The organism is uncultured Winogradskyella sp. (assembly GCF_947498005.1).
Classification (GTDB): domain Bacteria; phylum Bacteroidota; class Bacteroidia; order Flavobacteriales; family Flavobacteriaceae; genus Winogradskyella.
The window spans coordinates 67,823-84,912 of record NZ_CANMIW010000007.1 but is presented as its reverse complement, the minus strand read 5'-3'; the positions used below and the strand labels follow the sequence as shown (position 1 = coordinate 84,912).

17 protein-coding genes are annotated in these 17,090 nt (G+C 32.1%); 10 read left to right on the top strand and 7 right to left on the bottom strand.

The window, feature by feature from the left end; translation table 11 throughout:
* Positions 1-27 precede the first annotated feature (27 nt).
* The 3 genes from Q0891_RS13250 (at position 28) to Q0891_RS13240 (ending at position 2,686) form a co-directional block, all read left to right on the top strand.
* Complete coding sequence (locus tag Q0891_RS13250; RefSeq protein ID WP_299102558.1) at positions 28-987, top strand: OmpA family protein; 960 nt, start codon at positions 28-30, stop codon at positions 985-987.
* A gap of 139 nt (positions 988-1,126) precedes the next feature.
* Entirely contained in the window at positions 1,127-2,164 is a 1,038-nt protein-coding gene (locus tag Q0891_RS13245; RefSeq protein WP_299102557.1) for an aldo/keto reductase, read from the top strand.
* A gap of 15 nt (positions 2,165-2,179) precedes the next feature.
* Positions 2,180-2,686 (top strand): hypothetical protein, encoded by a 507-nt coding sequence (locus Q0891_RS13240; protein WP_299102298.1) that lies wholly within the window; start codon positions 2,180-2,182, stop codon positions 2,684-2,686.
* A 1-nt stretch (position 2,687) separates the two neighbouring features.
* Here the strand turns inward: Q0891_RS13240 and Q0891_RS13235 are convergent, their stop codons facing one another.
* The gene (locus Q0891_RS13235; protein ID WP_299102296.1) at positions 2,688-3,158 is read right to left on the bottom strand and encodes an Lrp/AsnC ligand binding domain-containing protein; all 471 of its coding nucleotides are present in this window, start codon (positions 3,156-3,158) and stop codon (positions 2,688-2,690) included.
* Positions 3,159-3,241: 83 nt separating this feature from the next.
* Positions 3,242-4,606 carry a saccharopine dehydrogenase C-terminal domain-containing protein gene (locus tag Q0891_RS13230; RefSeq protein ID WP_299102294.1) on the bottom strand — a complete coding sequence of 455 codons (1,365 nt, stop codon included), beginning with the start codon at positions 4,604-4,606 and terminating at the stop codon, positions 3,242-3,244.
* Positions 4,607-4,675: 69 nt separating this feature from the next.
* On the opposite strand from Q0891_RS13230, the gene Q0891_RS13225 reads away from it, so the two are divergent.
* Both Q0891_RS13225 and pckA read left to right on the top strand, forming a co-directional pair.
* On the top strand, positions 4,676-5,068 hold the full coding sequence (locus Q0891_RS13225) for a DUF423 domain-containing protein (protein ID WP_299102291.1): 393 nt from the start codon (positions 4,676-4,678) through the stop codon (positions 5,066-5,068).
* A gap of 62 nt (positions 5,069-5,130) precedes the next feature.
* Positions 5,131-6,747, top strand: a complete 1,617-nt coding sequence (gene pckA / locus Q0891_RS13220; protein ID WP_299102289.1) for a phosphoenolpyruvate carboxykinase (ATP) — start codon at positions 5,131-5,133, stop codon at positions 6,745-6,747.
* A gap of 77 nt (positions 6,748-6,824) precedes the next feature.
* Here the strand turns inward: pckA and Q0891_RS13215 are convergent, their stop codons facing one another.
* Both Q0891_RS13215 and Q0891_RS13210 read right to left on the bottom strand, forming a co-directional pair.
* On the bottom strand, positions 6,825-7,574 hold the full coding sequence (locus tag Q0891_RS13215; RefSeq protein ID WP_299102556.1) for a uroporphyrinogen-III synthase: 750 nt from the start codon (positions 7,572-7,574) through the stop codon (positions 6,825-6,827).
* A gap of 16 nt (positions 7,575-7,590) precedes the next feature.
* Entirely contained in the window at positions 7,591-8,241 is a 651-nt protein-coding gene (locus tag Q0891_RS13210) for a DUF4271 domain-containing protein (RefSeq protein WP_299102287.1), read from the bottom strand.
* 250 nt (positions 8,242-8,491) lie between these two features.
* On the opposite strand from Q0891_RS13210, the gene Q0891_RS13205 reads away from it, so the two are divergent.
* Genes Q0891_RS13205 through Q0891_RS13195 form a run of 3 tightly spaced genes read left to right on the top strand, consistent with a single transcriptional unit; the run spans position 8,492 to position 11,029 of the window.
* A complete protein-coding gene (locus Q0891_RS13205; RefSeq protein ID WP_299102284.1) occupies positions 8,492-9,214 on the top strand; it encodes a polyprenol monophosphomannose synthase in 723 nt (240 codons plus the stop codon).
* 6 nt (positions 9,215-9,220) lie between these two features.
* On the top strand, positions 9,221-10,564 hold the full coding sequence (locus Q0891_RS13200) for a dihydroorotase (RefSeq protein WP_299102282.1): 1,344 nt from the start codon (positions 9,221-9,223) through the stop codon (positions 10,562-10,564).
* Positions 10,565-11,029 (top strand): DUF4296 domain-containing protein, encoded by a 465-nt coding sequence (locus Q0891_RS13195; RefSeq protein ID WP_299102280.1) that lies wholly within the window; start codon positions 10,565-10,567, stop codon positions 11,027-11,029.
* On the opposite strand, the gene Q0891_RS13190 is transcribed toward Q0891_RS13195, so the two are convergent.
* Entirely contained in the window at positions 11,010-12,038 is a 1,029-nt protein-coding gene (locus Q0891_RS13190) for an NAD-dependent epimerase/dehydratase family protein (RefSeq protein ID WP_299102278.1), read from the bottom strand. The genes Q0891_RS13195 and Q0891_RS13190 overlap by 20 nt on opposite strands.
* A gap of 150 nt (positions 12,039-12,188) precedes the next feature.
* Here Q0891_RS13190 and tyrS point away from each other — a divergent pair, with 150 nt between their 5' ends.
* Positions 12,189-13,499, top strand: coding sequence for a tyrosine--tRNA ligase (gene tyrS, locus Q0891_RS13185; RefSeq protein WP_299102277.1), 1,311 nt, complete (start codon positions 12,189-12,191; stop codon positions 13,497-13,499).
* Between the two features lie 96 nt (positions 13,500-13,595).
* Complete coding sequence (locus tag Q0891_RS13180) at positions 13,596-14,078, top strand: DUF1572 family protein (RefSeq protein ID WP_299102275.1); 483 nt, start codon at positions 13,596-13,598, stop codon at positions 14,076-14,078.
* Between the two features lie 131 nt (positions 14,079-14,209).
* Here the strand turns inward: Q0891_RS13180 and Q0891_RS13175 are convergent, their stop codons facing one another.
* Both Q0891_RS13175 and Q0891_RS13170 read right to left on the bottom strand, forming a co-directional pair.
* On the bottom strand, positions 14,210-15,190 hold the full coding sequence (locus Q0891_RS13175) for an acyl transferase (protein ID WP_299102273.1): 981 nt from the start codon (positions 15,188-15,190) through the stop codon (positions 14,210-14,212).
* A gap of 135 nt (positions 15,191-15,325) precedes the next feature.
* Entirely contained in the window at positions 15,326-17,005 is a 1,680-nt protein-coding gene (locus Q0891_RS13170) for a T9SS type A sorting domain-containing protein (RefSeq protein WP_299102271.1), read from the bottom strand.
* Positions 17,006-17,090: the final 85 nt, after the last annotated feature.

The window sequence follows — 17,090 nt, the reverse complement described above, 5'->3', positions numbered from 1 at the left end:
ACGAAACAACTTAAAGACTATAAAAACATCATGAAAAAACTCTCAATACTAGTCCTTACAATTACATTATTTACATCTTGTGTGTCTAAGCAAATTTATACAGATCTCGAAGATAAATATGCGAATCTTAAAAAAGAGAATCGCAGTTTAACTGATGAAATGGAAGCCTTATCTCAAGAAAAAACAAAGATTTATAACGATTTAAATGCGTTGCAATCTGCTTATGAGTCTGCTGTTTCCGAAAGAGATAAGCTTCAAGCAGATTATGCAGCTTCACAATCAAATCTTGAAACTTTAAAAGCATCATACAAAGCGTTAGAAGAAAATAGTTCAGCTTCAATTGCTAAAAATTCTCAAAAAAACAGAGAGCTATTAGCCCAATTAGAAGCTAAGGAATTAGCATTGGCTGCAGAGAACGAACGTTTAAATTCTTTAAAACAAGAATTAGAAAGTCGTTCTAAACGTGTTGCAGAATTAGAAAATGTAATAGCATCAAAAGATGCTGCAATGAATAGTTTAAAAGACGCTATTTCTAAAGCATTAACCAATTTTGAAGGTAAAGGATTAACTGTAGAGCAACGTAATGGAAAGGTTTACATTTCTATGGAAAACAAGTTGTTGTTTCAATCAGGTAGTTGGTATGTTGGTTCTCAAGGAAAACAAGCCGTAAACCAATTAGGAAACGTATTAGCCGAAAACCCAGAAATTTCAGTATTAATTGAGGGTCATACGGATAACGTGCCATATAAAGGAAATGATCAATTAAGTGGAAACTGGGATTTATCTGCAAAACGCGCAACAGCGATTGTAAATATCCTCAGAGAAAATGAAGCTATCAATCCTGAAAACTTAACAGCAGCTGGTCGAGGTGAATTTGCACCAATAGCTTCAAATGAAACATCTGAAGGCAAAGCAAAGAATAGACGAATTGAAGTTATTTTAACACCAAAATTAGATGAGATTTCTAAACTATTGAATGATATATAATCATTTGTAATAATAACAAGACATCTATATTTAATTAAGAAATAGACCTTTCAGGTTTTCAAAACCTAAAAGGTCTTCTTATTTTTACAGTGAAAGATCCGTTTAACAAAAAATGATTTCTGCTTTCGCAGAATTTGATATGAAATACACAACACTACCAAACACAGATATAAAAGTTAGTAAAATATGCCTTGGCACTATGACTTGGGGAAATCAAAATACCCAAGAAGAAGGTTTTGCTCAAATGGATTATGCTTTAGATAAAGGTGTGAATTTCTTTGATTGTGCAGAATTATATCCTGTGCCAGCTACAGCAGAAACTTATGCCGAAACTGAACGTATTATTGGTAATTGGTTTGCCAAAACAGGTCATAGAGACAAAGTAGTTTTAGCATCTAAAATTGCAGGAACAGGCGATTATACCGCTCATATTAGAACTAGTGGTTTTAGTAAAGAGGCATTAAATGAAGCCGTAAACAATAGTTTAAAACGTTTACAAACGGATTATTTAGATCTTTATCAATTGCATTGGCCAGAACGTAAAACTAATTTTTTTGGTGTTAGAGATTACAAGCGTATTGAAGATGAACAATGGGATGATAATTTTAATGAAATTCTACATAATTTAAATGACATTATTAAATCTGGTAAAATAAGACAAGTTGGTATTTCTAATGAAAATTCTTGGGGAACGATGCGTTATTTACAAGAATCGAAACAACATAATTTACCTCGAATGATAACCATTCAAAATGCTTATTCTTTAATTAATAGAGTATTTGAAAGCCAGTTATCAGAGGTGTCACATAGAGAAAATATTGGATTACTAGCCTATTCACCAATGGCTTTTGGTGTATTATCTGGCAAATATATAAAAGGAACGGCAGGAGAAAATGCGAGGTTGAAATTGTTTCCAAGATTTGCACGTTACAGTAATGATCAAGCTACAGAGGCTACAAAGCGTTATTTAAAAATAGCAGAAGACCATAATATGTCATTGGCTCAAATGTCATTAGCTTTTGTGAATGAAAGACCTTTTTTAACAAGTAATATTATTGGTGCAACAAGTATAGAACAGCTCAAAGAAAATATTGATAGTATTAATATGTCGTTATCCGATGAGGTAATGAAAGCCATAGATGCTGTACACGCTGAAATCCCTAATCCTGCGCCTTAGTCCTTCTTAAATTAGATGGAACAATCAGAATTTAAATATAGATTAACAGAATCAACGAAAGAATTAATTGAGTTTACGCAAACATTGGTTGTTAATTCAATTTCTACTAATGTTGAATATCTAATAGAACCTAATTCAAGAGAAGTAAGTACTCATTTGAATGAACAAGAATTAGATAAACTAAATGAAATTAATCTATTAGAAGGTAAACCTCAATTTCATAAACAAGTTGTAGATAGTTTGTATGATTTTGGACGAGTTCCATTATGGGTGAACGCAGAAATTCATTATTCTACAAAAAGAAAAACTATAATTAAACTTACTTGTTCTCGACGATTTAGAAATGAGAATGATTTAAATAAGATAGTCAATAAATTTCCTCCATTTAGTATTAAAATTCCTTTGCCACCTTGGTATATAAAAGGTGAAAGGTTTAATATTAATTGGAAGCATCAAAAATTAAAGCGTAAATGGCATGCTTTAATTTGGAGGTGGAAGTATGGCAAGAGGTTAAAGACCTAAGTTATATCTTAATTTGACGATTGATCTGTTGTTGCAAAGAAATAAACGTTTCCGTTCTAGAAACCCCTTTTATACTTTGAATTTCAGAATTAAGTACATGCATTAAATGCTCATTATCCTTGGTAAGGATTTTAATAAAAATAGACCAATTTCCTGTGGTGTAATGGCACTCAATAACTTCTGGTATTTTTTGTAATTGCTTTACGGCTTCTGGATTACTAATAGCTTTATCTAAATACACACCAACAAAAGCCATTGTGGTATAACCTAAAGCTTTTGGGTTTATAATAAATTTTGAACCAGCTAAAAGACCAGATTTTTCTAATTTTTTTAATCGTTGATGAATGGCTGCGCCAGAAATGCCAACATTACGAGCAATTTCAAGAATTGGTGTTCTGGCATCTTCCATTAATGCTCTTAAAATTTTTTTGTCTATTCCGTCAATATAAATGCCGTTGTCGCTTACTTTCATGTTTCGAAAAGATTGTAATTTGAAAGTTAAAGATAAAAAAAGCGTTTCATATTGAAACGCCTTGTGCTAATTTTCTATTTAAATTATAAATTTAATGGGTTGTAACCTAAATATGGGACTTCGTGTTCTTTGAAAACAATATCATAAGATTCTAATTCTTTTAAAATGGGTGTATAAACTTCATTTGTAATAGGAATTTGAACGCCTGGTGTTTTAATCTTTCCGTTTAGTATTGCTAATGTTGCAATTGCTACTGGTAAACCTACTGTTTTTGCCATTGCTGTATAAGTTTGATCCGTGCCTAACGTTACCATAGTGGCATCAATTTGATATTTTTTTCCATCAAGTTCATAGCCAAATTTATGATACATAACTATCATGTCTTTATCATCAGAGCTCAGTGACCAACTATCCATTAATATTTTTTGAAGAATTTGAGCAGGCGTCGCTTTGTCTAGATTAACCATTTTTTCAGAGTTGAAAATATCGAGTTCTAAAAACTTATCCCAAACGATATCATCTTGATCAATCTTAAGTGCATGTCTAAATTTAAGTTCAACAGAATCTGTAGGACTGTATGGCAAAAATGAATTAACAAAATCACGATAACTCATATTAATACTGTCGTCAATAGTGTAGCTGTCGTCTGTCATTCCTAACTGCACAAAAACATTCCAGGCTCTACTAAAACCAACACGTCTCATAGTGCCTCGATAAAGCGTCTTTATATGATCTAAACCATATACGGTTTGATATTTTAATGAATCTCTGTTGGCATAAGCTTCAAAACGGCCAAAACCATCAACATCTAAAAATTCAGTACGTCTAAATAATCTGTGATACGGAATGTATTTAAATTGGTCTTCTTGTAAAAATTTGGCAGCACCACCTTGTCCTGCAACAACAACATTTCTTGGGTTCCATGTAAATTTGTAATTCCAAAGATTGTTGTCACTTTCGGGAGCCACTAGGCCACCAGTAAAAGATTCAAACAAAATCATTTTACCACCTTTATCTCTAATGCGGTCTATGACTTGCATGGCACTCATGTGATCAATACCAGGATCTACACCAATCTCATTCATAAAAACGAGATTATTGGCAATAGCATCTTCATTTAAAGCATGCATTTCTGGACTGACATAAGAAGCCGTTACCATATGTTTTTTATAAGTAATACAGTCTTTGGCCACTTCAATATGAAAGCGTGCAGGTAGCATTGAGACTACAATATCGGCATTTTTTACAGCCGCAACTCTAGATTGAGCATCAAATACATCTAAATGAATAATGTTTGTATTTGGGTGGTTGCCAACTAATTTTTTGGCATTTTCTATATTAAGATCTCCAACGGTAATTTGTAGTTGTTCTGTTTCTGACTTATCAAGTAAATATTTTATAAGATAAGAACAGGATTTACCTGCTCCTATGATTAAAATTTTGCGCATTATAACTAATTTTGTTGGTACGAATGTAACAAATAGAAAATCGACTTTAAACCAAAATTGAGTTTTAATATGAACAAAAAGTTATTAATTACTGGATCATTTTTAGGAATTTTAGGGATAATTTTAGGCGCTTGGGCTGCTCATGGATTAGAGAAATTAGTTGATGAAAATGCCGTTAAATCCTTTGAAACCGGAGTGCGCTATCAAATGTATCATTCGTTTTTATTTTTGATTTTAGGGAGCACAAATTTTATCAATTTAAGAGCGAAAAAAGCAGTGTTTTTTTTAGTGATTTTAGGTGTTTTTTTGTTCTCAGGATCTATTTACGGATTATCAACTAACACAATTTATAGCTTTAATTTTAAGATTTTCGCAATTTTAACACCATTTGGTGGTTTATCGTTAATAATTGGTTGGATTGTTATGTTAATCGGAATATTAAAGACAAAGGACGATAATTGATATTCTGCGCTGTAGTTTTAAAATAAAATCATAATTTTGTGATCTAAAACAACACAATAATTATGGTAAACCATACACAATTTTCGAAAACGATTTCGTTAGATCAATATGGAATTAAAAATGCAAAAGTTAATTTTCAATTATCTTCAGAAGAGCTTCATGCTGAAACCATTGCAAAGGGACAAGGTGTAGAATCTTCGTCTGGTGCTATCGCAGTTAATACTGGTGAGTTTACTGGTCGTTCTCCAATGGATCGTTTTATTGTTAAAGATGCCATTACCGAAGATAAAATTTGGTGGGGAAATATCAATATTCCTTTTGATAGTGATAAGTTTCAGAAGCTTTATGATAAAGTAAGTGATTATTTATCTGAGAAGGAATTATATGTAAGAGATAGTTATGCTTGTGCAGACGAGAACTACAAGTTAAATATTAGGGTAATCAATGAGTACCCTTGGAGCAATATGTTTGCTTATAACATGTTTTTACGTCCTACAGAAGCGGAGTTAGAAAACTTTTCTCCAGAATGGACTATAGTCAATGCTCCAGGTTTTATGGCAGATCCAGAAGTAGATGGTACACGTCAACATAACTTTGCTATTTTAGATTTTACGCGTAAAATTGCTTTAATAGGAGGAACTGGTTATACAGGTGAAATTAAAAAAGGTATTTTTTCTGCTTTAAACTTTATTCTTCCTGTATTTAAAAACACTTTACCTATGCACTGTAGTGCTAACGTTGGTAAAGATGGCGATACTGCTATTTTCTTTGGATTATCAGGAACAGGGAAGACAACACTTTCTACAGATCCCAATCGTAGTTTAATTGGTGATGATGAGCATGGTTGGACAAATGAAAACACTGTTTTTAATTTTGAAGGTGGTTGCTACGCTAAAGTTATTAATCTTTCACAAGAGCAAGAGCCAGAAATTTATGCAGCTATTAAAAAAGGAGCTATCCTCGAAAATGTAGTTATGGATGATAATGGCAAAGTTGATTTTGCTGATACTTCAATAACACAAAATACAAGAGTAAGTTACCCAATTTACCATATAGATAATATTAGAAAGCCTTCAGTAGGTGAAAACCCAAAGAATATCTTTTTCTTAACAGCAGATGCTTTTGGTGTACTGCCTCCAATTTCAAAATTAACACCTAATCAGTCTGCATATCACTTTATTTCTGGTTATACAGCTAAAGTTGCTGGTACAGAAGCAGGTGTAGTAGAACCAGTACCTAGTTTTTCTGCTTGTTTTGGCGCACCATTTATGCCATTACACCCAACTAAGTATGCTGAAATGCTTAGTACAAAGATGAAAGAAGCAGGCGTAAATGTTTGGTTAGTTAATACAGGTTGGACAGGCGGACCTTACGGTGTTGGTACACGTATGAAATTAAAGTATACGCGTGCTATGATTAATGCAGTGCTTAATGGAGATTTAGGTGCATACACATACGAAGATTACCATATTCATTCTGTATTTGGAGTGGCACAACCAAGAACTTGCCCTGGAGTACCAACAGAAGTTTTAAGTCCTAGAGCTACTTGGAATGATGACGAAGCATATTATAAAATGGCATTTAAATTATCTAATGCTTTTAGAGAAAACTTTAAGAAGTTTCAAGATGATGCTAATGAAGATATACGTAGAGGAGGACCTCAACGTTATGCATTTTAGTAAAAGTTATAAAAACCAAAAAAGCGATTCTAAATTTAGAATCGCTTTTTTTATGTTATAATCTTAATAGTTTATTACTATTTTCCTTTATTAACAGAGTCAATATATTTCTGTAAAGCCATTGTCATAGAAGGTGTTTCCGGTGTCGGTGCAGAAATATCTACTCGCAATCCTTTTTCCTTGACAGCCTTTACTGTTGTATTACCAAATACAGCAATACGTGTTTCGTTCTGCTTAAAATCTGGGAAATTATGGAATAATGATTCTATACCAGAAGGACTAAAGAATACTAATATATCATAAGTTACATTAGATAAATCTGATAAATCACTAATTACGGTTTTGTAAAAAGTAGCCTGTTTCCATTTTATACCAAGTTCGTCTAATGTTTCAGGTATAATAGGTTTTACTTTGTCCGTTGTTGGTAATAAAAACGATTCGTCTTTATATTTTTTAATTAACGGCATTAAATCTGCAAACGTACGCTTACCAACATAAATTTTACGTTTTCTGTAAACTACGTACTTCTGTAAATAATAGGCAACAGCTTCAGACTGACAAAAGTATTTCATGGCATCTGGTACTTTAAAGCGCATTTCATCGGCTACTCTAAAGAAATGATCTACAGAATTTCTACTGGTAAGAATGATGGCAGTAATTTTGCTTAGATCAACTTTTTGTTGTCTTATATCCTTTGAGGATACGCCTTCCACATGAATAAAGGGTCTAAAGTCTACTTTAACTTTTTGCTTCTCTTGCAAGTCAAAGTACGGAGAGTTCTCTACTTTAGGCTCTGGTTGTGATACTAAAATCGTTTTCACTTTCATACGTAAACCTTGTGTTTTAACCGTTATACTCTCTAATAACCTTATATAAAAGTACATAAGGCCCAATTTCGAGAGCGCAAAGATACAACAAAAAATAGAAAAAATTAAGATTAATTATTTTTTGATAGGTTTTGAAAGATGTTAAAAATCCAATCGTATTTATGATACAGACCAATGAAAAAGCAATAATGAAAATAATTTCAATAGAAACCTTAGTGTATAAGAAAAACAAATTAGCAATGAAAAATACCAAACCAGATAGGTTTTTAAAGGTGGTTTTCTGAAATAGGTAGTAATCAATTATATGATCCATTTCAAACAGACTACCAATAAGCCTTTCAATTAAAGTTTTTATAATAATTATTGTTGAAATCGTAAAAAGTAATTTTAAGAAAGTAACAAGATCAAAGGTTAAAGGAGAAACGTATGTAGAATATACGAAGTAAATAAAAATGCTTAACGATAAACTAAGGTTTACAAAAAGGAAACTATCAAATTGATCAATAAACTTTTGTTCTTTAGAGTAAATCTTTAAATATTTAGAATTACCAATAACATACAGAAAATCATTAAATCTCAATGTGTTAATATATTTAGCGACAACAATAGTGCACAAGCTTATAATTGTAAAAATAGTAAACCAATCGAATGTTATGAAATTTCGCATACCGCTAAGTTATAAAGAAATTTAAGCAATATTTAATTAAATTTCTAAAGGATAATTTATTCTTATTTTAAATTCTAAAATCATGAAAATTAAAGTACAATATTAAGTATTATTCTAAATTTATCTTAATTATAAAGATATACATAAAACGAATCTATCAAAAACGTTAATTTCAATTATTATCTCATTAAAAACTTTACTTTTGTTAAAATTCAAAACCTGCTAAATAGCGTATTTTAAAATTGAATTAATGTCTGACGCACTAGTAATAATCCCTACATATAATGAGATTGAAAATATAGTATCTATTATTAGTGCTGTGTTTTCTCAAAGCAAAGACTTTAATGTACTTATTGTAGATGATAACTCGCCAGATAAAACAGGTAATAAGGTTAGAGAGTTGCAAGAGGTTTTTAAAGATCAGTTATTCTTATTAGAACGAACGGAAAAAAGTGGCTTAGGTACAGCTTACATTGCTGGTTTTAAGTGGGCTTTAGAGAATGACTATCAGTATATTTTTGAAATGGATGCAGATTTCTCACACAATCCAAACGATTTAATAAAGTTATATGAGGCTTGTGCAAAAAATGGTGCGGATATTTCTGTTGGCTCTAGGTACGTAAGAGGGATTACGGTTGTGAACTGGCCTTTGTCTCGTATTTTATTATCTTATGGTGCATCTCGTTATGTTAGATTTATTACTAGGATGAAGGTAAAGGATTCCACAGCTGGTTTTGTTTGTTATAAAAGAAAAGTTTTAGAAACTATTAATCTTAATAAAGTAAAATTTGTTGGTTATGCGTTTCAAATAGAAATGAAATTTAAAGCCCATAAAAAAGGATTTAAAATAGTTGAAATACCAGTTATATTTAAAGATAGAACTAAAGGAAATTCAAAAATGAGTGGAAGCATTATTTCCGAAGCTATATTCGGTGTAGTGAGTTTAAAATTAACAAGTTTATTTGCAAAGTAGAAGATTATGAACGGACAGACTCTTATTAAAAATGCAAGAATCGTCAACGAAGGAAAAATTGTTGAAGGTGATATTCTAATAGAAGGAAACATTATAAAAGAAATAGACCTTTCCATAAGTGTTAAATCTGCGGATATGACTGTCATTGATGTAGAAGGAAATTATGTTATTCCAGGAATGATTGATGATCAGGTACACTTTAGAGAGCCTGGATTAACGCATAAAGCAAATATAGAGACTGAATCTAAGGCAGCATTAGCTGGTGGAATTACGTCTTTTATTGAAATGCCAAATACTAATCCACAAACTACAACAGTAGAAAAGTTAGACGAGAAATTTGCTATTGCAGCAAACACATCGCACGCTAACTATTCGTTTATGTTTGGCGGAACAAATGATAATTTAGAGGAAATTTTAAAGGTAGATCCAAAAACTGTTGCAGGTTTAAAATTGTTTTTAGGTTCGTCTACAGGAAATATGCTCGTTGACGACCCTAAAGTTATTGAGAAAATATTCTCGAGTACAGATATGGTTATTTCCGTACATTGTGAAGATGAAGCCACTATAAAAACAAATTTAGCTAAATATAAAGCGGAATATGGTGATGATATTCCTATGGAAATGCATCCTATAATTAGAAGTGAAGAAGCTTGTTATTTATCTTCTTCAAAAGCTATTGAGTTAGCTAAGAAAACAGGAGCAAGATTGCACGTGTTTCATTTGTCTACAGGTAAAGAAACAAATCTGTTTTCAAACAAAATACCATTGAAGGATAAGAAGATAACGGCTGAGGTTTGTGTACACCATTTGTGGTTTTCTGATGAGGATTATGCCAAAAAAGGAAGCCATATAAAATGGAATCCTGCGGTTAAAACAGCTAACGATAGAGATCAGCTTTGGAAAGCTCTATTAGACGATAGAATTGATGTTATTGCAACAGATCATGCACCTCACACGCTCGAAGAAAAAACAAACCCATATACTAAAGCGCCTTCTGGTGGCCCATTGGTTCAGCATGCTTTGGTGGCTTTGTTTGAAGCACATCATCAAGGTAAAATCACTGTTGAAAAACTAGTAGAAAAGGCATGTCATAATCCTGCAATATTATTTAATGTAGCGAAACGTGGTTATGTAAAAGAAGGTTATTATGCAGATCTTGTTATTGTAGATCCTCAAAGTCCTTGGACCGTTAATAAAAGTAACATTTTATACAAATGTGGTTGGTCACCTTTTGAAGGTAACACATTTAAAAGTAGAATAACTCACACTTTTGTCAATGGCCAATTGGCATATAACAATTTTAAGGTTTTAGACGTTAAAGCAGGACAACGATTAACTTTTGATAGATAAATGTTAAAGAATCTAAGCATAGTATTGGTTTTAGGACTTTTGGTTATTGCATGCGATGGTATGGATAAACCCAAAAAACCAGATAATTTGATATCTAAAGCTCAAATGTCTGATCTTTTATTTGATATTTATGTAGTTAATGCTGCCAAGGGAATTAATAGAAAAACCCTTGAAAAAAACGGTATTGTTCCCAGAGAATATGTTTTAGAAAAACACAATATTGATAGTTCTCAATTTGCAGAGAGTAATGCCTATTATAGCTATGATACTGATGTGTACAAAGCTATTGTAGAGCAGGTAAAAGAACGAATAGAGAAGGAGAAAAAGGAATACGAAAATATAAGAAGCGAAGAAAACAAAAAGACTAAAACACGTACTGATTCACTAAAGAAAAACGCGAAAAGACGTAAGGATTCTATAAAAAAAATTATAGATAGTATAGGTTTTAAAGGCTTGAGTTCTTAATATCTTGTAAATACAACTTACTAACGCTTTTAATGGTATCGTTTATAGGTGTAAATTGAAAATCTATAGTGCTTTTAATTTTTGAGGCATCATATTTATCAATACTTAATATTGATTTCGCTGTATGCTTAGTTAACTTTCTTGGTTGACCTAATACTTTACCCTTTAACCAGTCTAATCGCCAAACTAAATTTATTAACCAAGGTTTTGCCTCCTTTTTCGGTGGTTTAGTGTTTAAGGCACTTGCAACTCTTTTAAAAAATGATTTAAAACTTAGGTTTTCTGAAACTAAAATAAAATTTTCGTTTGTACTGTTGCCGTTCATTAATTTTAGCATCACATTAATTACATCCCAAACGTCTATAAAACCTGTTACGCCGTTTGTATAATAAGGCAATCCATTGTAAATCTTATTAAAAAGACTGCTACTACCAGTGCTTTCCCAAAAGCCAGGTCCTACGATAATACCAGGATTTACAATAATAGCATCTAAACCTTCTTGTGTACCTCTCCAGACTTCTAGTTCAGCACCATATTTGGTAATGGCATAAACGCTATTGTCATTTTCTGCATTCCATTCCGTTTGTTCGTCAATTAGTTTTTCTGAATCAGCATGCTTTCCCATAGTGGCAATTGAGCTCACGTAACAAAGCTTTTCCACCTTAGAAGTTAAACAGAGGTTAACAATGTTTGCTGTACCTTCTATATTTACTTTTCTAAGTAATTTGTATGCTTTTGGCTCGAAAGAAACAAGAGCAGCGCAATGGTAAACGTGAGTTATATCTGTAAATGCTATTTGAAGTTGAGGAACATCATTTAAATCTGCTTTCACCCATTCAATATTATTAAACAGGGTATCATAGTCTTCAGAATAATAGGAGAACACTTTTTTTACATCTGTAAGTGTGTTGTCATTTCTGTAAATAGCTCTAATTGTTGCATTACTTTTCAACAGTTGAAAAAGTAAATGCGAGCCAACTAAACCTGTTCCTCCTGTTACTAAAATCATTACGCGAAAATACAAATCTTAAGCTTAATTCGATGATAGAAAGTTGTTAATAAGGGTTACTAAGATAATCTAAATTGAATTAAAATTGTCTTTTGTCTTTAACATCGGAAACATATCTTTGTGCAATTAAAATTTGAAACTAAATAAGCAATGGCAAATAAGTTTGTAGAAGAATTACGTTGGAGAGGAATGGTACATGATATCATGCCAGGAACAGAAGAGCAATTAGATAAGGAAATGACCACAGCTTATATAGGTTTTGATCCTACTTCAGATTCATTGCATATTGGTAGTTTAGTGCCAATTATTTTATTAGTACATTTAGAAAGAGCTGGCCATAAACCAGTAGCTTTGGTAGGTGGTGCTACAGGTATGATTGGAGATCCTTCTGGTAAAAGTGATGAAAGAAATTTATTAGATGAGGCAGCACTAGCTCATAACGTTGCTGGTATTAAAGTTGTCTTATCTCGGTTTTTAGATTTTAGTTCTACAAACAAAAATGCGCCAGTACTTGTAAATAACTATGATTGGATGAAGGATTTTAGCTTTATTGATTTTGCAAGAGACGTTGGTAAACGTATTACTGTAAATTATATGATGGCTAAAGATTCTGTTAAAAAGCGTTTGAGTGGAGATGAAGGCAGTGTAGGTATGTCTTTTACAGAATTTACTTACCAATTAATACAAGGATACGATTTTCATCATTTGTACAAAACCATGGGCTGTAAATTACAAATGGGTGGAAGTGATCAATGGGGAAATATCACGACAGGTACAGAATTAGTAAGGCGTATGCATGATGGTGAAGACCAAGCTAAAGCTTATGCTATGACTTGCCCGTTAATTACAAAAGCAGATGGTTCTAAATTTGGAAAATCTGAAGGTGGAAACGTTTGGTTAGATGCTGATAAAACATCAGTATTTAAGTTTTACCAGTTTTGGTTAAATGCTACTGATGAAGATGCGGAAAAGTATATCAAAATCTTTACATTTATAGATAAAGAGGCTATTGAAGCTCTAATTGAAGAACATAAAGAAACACCTCATTTACGTTTATTACAGAAACGTTTAGCGGAAGAAGTAACTGTTTTTGTGCATAGCCGAGAAGAGTTTGATAATGCAGTAAAAGCATCTTCAATATTATTTAGTAAAGATTTTAAAAATGAAATAAAACAATTGCCAGAATCTTTATTCTTAGATGTTTTTGAAGGCGTAAAACATGCTGAAATATCTGAGGCAGAATTTAAAGAAGGTATAGATATGATTGGTGCATTAGCTGCAAAAACTAATTTCTTAAATTCTAATGGCGATGCAAGACGTGCATTAAAAGAAAATGCAGTTGCAGTAAATAAAGAAAAGATTAAGGAAGATTATATGTTGTCTTCTGAAGATTTAATCCACGATAAATACATTATTATAAGTAGAGGGAAGAAAACTAACTTTCTTTTAAAAGTAGTTTAAGACTTCCTTAAATAACAACTTAAGACCTCATTGTTTTGTAACATGTGAGGTCTTTTTTTTTATCTTTAAATTCCAATGTATAAGTTTTTACAACCAATGAATCAGGCTCAACAAATAGCAAGTAGAATTAGGGAAGTATTTCTTAGTGGAACATGGATTGCTAATACTAACTATAAAAATGAGTTAGAGAATTTAGATTATAAAATAGCCAATAAAAAAAAGGACGAACTGAACTCAATTTCAGTTTTAGCGCAACATATTCATTACTATACAGCAGGAATTCTAAATGTATATATCAATAATAAATTAGAAGTAAGAGATGCGTTTAGTTTTGATTTTCCACCAATTGAATCTCAACAAGCATGGGAATCTTTCTTATTGCGCTTTTGGGATGATGTGGAATTATTGATGCAGCATGTTGAAAACATGCCTGAAGAAGATTTAGAAAAGGAGTTTGTTGATGTGAAATATGGAAATTACACTCGTAATCTCAACGGAATGCTCGAGCATAGTTACTACCATCTAGGACAAATAGTATTAGTTAAGAAATTAATTTTAGCTAAACAAAAAATGTTGTGAATAAAAAAAGTGCCCAAAAATAATTTTGAGCACTTTCTAACCAATCAATCAACTATTGAAAATCTTTCTTTTTCATAGCGATAGTTAAGTCGTAGATGAGTTTAAGTCCTTACAAAAATTTAAAAATAATTTTAAAGTGCCATTAAATTACAGCCTCTGATGTCTGAATTATCAAAACGACCAATGATTTCAAACTGACCGTTATTGTAAGCCTTTCCTAGATCTTGTGTAGCTATAAATGAGCAAGAATTAATATTAGCTAAATCGATAACATTAATGCCTCCTGTTTTGTTTGGTTGTTGTATGGTCAGCGCATCTTCTGTATCTCGCGTTAAGATTTTCATCCAAGGTGGACTTTCAAAAACACCATTGCCTTTAGAGTACGCTTGGCTTAATAATTCTGTCATGCCGTATTCACTATGAATTTGTTCTACACTAAAACCTGATTGTAGAATTTGATGCAACTCTTGTCTTATAATTTCTTTTCGTCTGCCTTTCATGCCACCTGTTTCCATTATTGTGGTATGCTTTAAATTCAGTTGGTATGCTTCAACTAAATCTAATAACGCAAAAGAAACACCAATGAGTAGCGTTTTCTTTTGTTTTGCTTCAAGTGATTTTAATGTGTTTGCTAACTCGTCAAGATTATTAAGATAGAATCCGCTTTCCGTTTGGTTAGATTTTTCAATTAAATCATTAACCATATAGATTAAGGAAGAACCATCACGTTCTAAATAAGAAGGTAACAAGGCTAAAACAACATAGTCCTCAATATTTCCATAGAAGTGCTTAAAAGCCTTTAAATAACTCTCCTCGTATAATTTTAGATCTGTAACTAAATGGTTACTTGTAATACTTCCTGTCGTGCCAGAGCTTGAAAACGTTTTTTCAATAGTATTTGAATTGCTAACAACATCTCTAGTTTTAAAAAATTGAATGGGTAGAAAGGGAATATCTGAAACCTGTTTAACATCAGAAGGATGCTTGTAGAGCAAATCACAAAAGGAACGATATACGTTGTTTTTCTCAAACTGAAACTTAAACACTTTTAAGGCTAATGCTTCAAAATCGGCATCAGTTTTTATATTAAAAATATCTTCCTTTAATTTCATAATGCAAAAATATGCAAAGAAGTGATTTAACCTTTTTCTTTTAGTTATAATTTAAGGCTTAAAAAGTAAGGGATAAAAAAAAGCGTAACTCTAAAATTGAGTTACGCTTATAATTTGTATTAAAACTAATAATGCTTAGTTAATTACTAATTTCTTAGTAGTAGAAGCATTGTTTTGAGTAATTTTTATGATGTAAACACCAGATTTTAAGTTAGAAACATTTAACGTGTTGTTAGATAATGTCTCGTTTTTAACTTGCTTTCCTAAAATATCATAAACTTGTACAGAGATAGCTTCGCTATTTGTAGAAGAAATTGAAACCGAACCAGTGTTAGTTGGGTTAGGGTATAAGCTAAATGAAGCATTGTTGAAGTTGTTTACACTTAAAGGCGCTGCAATATCACTAGCATATCTAGGGAAAATTTGGTAAACACCATTAAACTCACCACCTAATCCTGTAATACTTGAAACAGTAGTTGGGATTGCAGTACCAATAATATCTTCATCACCAAAAGCAACTCTTGCAACAGTTACATCAGTACCATCAGCAACATCATAATTTGTGTTGTCTGCGAACATTCCTGAATCTGCAAAAGTTACATTGTTTAGCGTGATTAATCTACTTTCATAAGTTTCTCCATTATTAATTAATTCTGATGCACTTACTACTATTGGATTTAAAAGCGTACCAGTAGAAGAGGCAGAAGCTACATTCTCTGTAGGCACAAATTGCAAAGTGCCAGCAAATTCTGTAAGTTGACCTTTTAAACCAGTAATACCATCACCATTGTTAAATACAGTAGTTATAGTACCAGCAGTGTCATCAATTAAGATTCCAGCACCAGCATCTTGAATGTACTTTTGATTTCTTGTACCTTCCGTAACAATGTAAGAGATAATAGCTTCACCTGTTAATTCGTAGAAATCTCCAACAGTTCCAGCTCTTAATGCAGTAATATCTGCAACTTGAGAAATACCTGCAACTGAGAACGAAATTGTAGTAGATTGTGCTGGACTTAAAGATGCACCAGAAGGATCTACTAACTCATAAGTTACAGTGTAAGCTTCTCCATCAGCAACAGAAATAGTTTCTGGGTTAGTGTCAAACTTATCCATATTAAAAGTTCCACCAGGACTAACTAAAGTTGTTTTAATGTAACCATCATCAGTACCTGTATTTCCAACGTTAAAGTTTAAAACAGAAGTCGTAACATCTACAGATGTAGTACCAGAATCTAAAACTTCTCCATCAGCTGGTGCAGTAATGTTAACTGTTGGTGTAGTTACAGCTTGTTCTACAACTGAAAAATCATCCCAAGATATAACTGAAGAACCATATGCTCTTACTTCAAAGTATAAACTAGTTGCTGTAGCAGGAGCAGGTATTGTTACTGTATATTCAGTCCAAACACCATCCGTAGCAACGAAATAAGCGTTTCCGGCTCCACCGCCTCTTAATTCATCTGCATTATCTGTAATGTTTCCATCAGATGCATCTCTCCAATAACTCCAGATTCTAGCATCTGTACCATCACCAGATTCAACATTAAACCACATAGTTATCGTGTACATGTTACCAGGTGTAATACCTGTAATAGTTTGACCTAAATCTTTTGTTCCATCTGCAGTGTGCTTTGCAGCATTAGTGCCACCATGAATTGTGGTAGTTTCTTGAGTAATGTTTTCAACTTTTGTCCATCCGTCAGGAGTATTAACATCTGTCCAAGTTTCAAAATCACCATTCACTAATAAATTCTGTCCAAAAGAAATGGAAGAAATTAATAAGGCAATAAATAGAAAGTAAATTTTCTTCATAATTGAATTTTTATTAAAGTTAGAATACAAATATAACAACAAATCTGAATTACTAAGAATCGTGATAGTTAATACTTAGCATATT

Bases quoted from the DNA above. Each gene is read 5' to 3' on its own strand.
- Q0891_RS13245 (WP_299102557.1), top strand. From the start codon at position 1,127: ATGAAATACACAACACTACCAAACACAGATATAAAAGTTAGTAAAATA.
- Q0891_RS13240 (WP_299102298.1), top strand. From the start codon at position 2,180: ATGGAACAATCAGAATTTAAATATAGATTAACAGAATCAACGAAAGAA.
- Q0891_RS13235 (WP_299102296.1), bottom strand. From the start codon at position 3,158: ATGAAAGTAAGCGACAACGGCATTTATATTGACGGAATAGACAAAAAA.
- Q0891_RS13230 (WP_299102294.1), bottom strand. From the start codon at position 4,606: ATGCGCAAAATTTTAATCATAGGAGCAGGTAAATCCTGTTCTTATCTT.
- Q0891_RS13225 (WP_299102291.1), top strand. From the start codon at position 4,676: ATGAACAAAAAGTTATTAATTACTGGATCATTTTTAGGAATTTTAGGG.
- pckA (WP_299102289.1), top strand. From the start codon at position 5,131: ATGGTAAACCATACACAATTTTCGAAAACGATTTCGTTAGATCAATAT.
- Q0891_RS13215 (WP_299102556.1), bottom strand. From the start codon at position 7,574: ATGAAAGTGAAAACGATTTTAGTATCACAACCAGAGCCTAAAGTAGAG.
- Q0891_RS13210 (WP_299102287.1), bottom strand. From the start codon at position 8,241: ATGCGAAATTTCATAACATTCGATTGGTTTACTATTTTTACAATTATA.
- Q0891_RS13205 (WP_299102284.1), top strand. From the start codon at position 8,492: ATGTCTGACGCACTAGTAATAATCCCTACATATAATGAGATTGAAAAT.
- Q0891_RS13200 (WP_299102282.1), top strand. From the start codon at position 9,221: ATGAACGGACAGACTCTTATTAAAAATGCAAGAATCGTCAACGAAGGA.
- Q0891_RS13195 (WP_299102280.1), top strand. From the start codon at position 10,565: ATGTTAAAGAATCTAAGCATAGTATTGGTTTTAGGACTTTTGGTTATT.
- Q0891_RS13190 (WP_299102278.1), bottom strand. From the start codon at position 12,038: ATGATTTTAGTAACAGGAGGAACAGGTTTAGTTGGCTCGCATTTACTT.
- tyrS (WP_299102277.1), top strand. From the start codon at position 12,189: ATGGCAAATAAGTTTGTAGAAGAATTACGTTGGAGAGGAATGGTACAT.
- Q0891_RS13180 (WP_299102275.1), top strand. From the start codon at position 13,596: ATGAATCAGGCTCAACAAATAGCAAGTAGAATTAGGGAAGTATTTCTT.
- Q0891_RS13175 (WP_299102273.1), bottom strand. From the start codon at position 15,190: ATGAAATTAAAGGAAGATATTTTTAATATAAAAACTGATGCCGATTTT.
- Q0891_RS13170 (WP_299102271.1), bottom strand. From the start codon at position 17,005: ATGAAGAAAATTTACTTTCTATTTATTGCCTTATTAATTTCTTCCATT.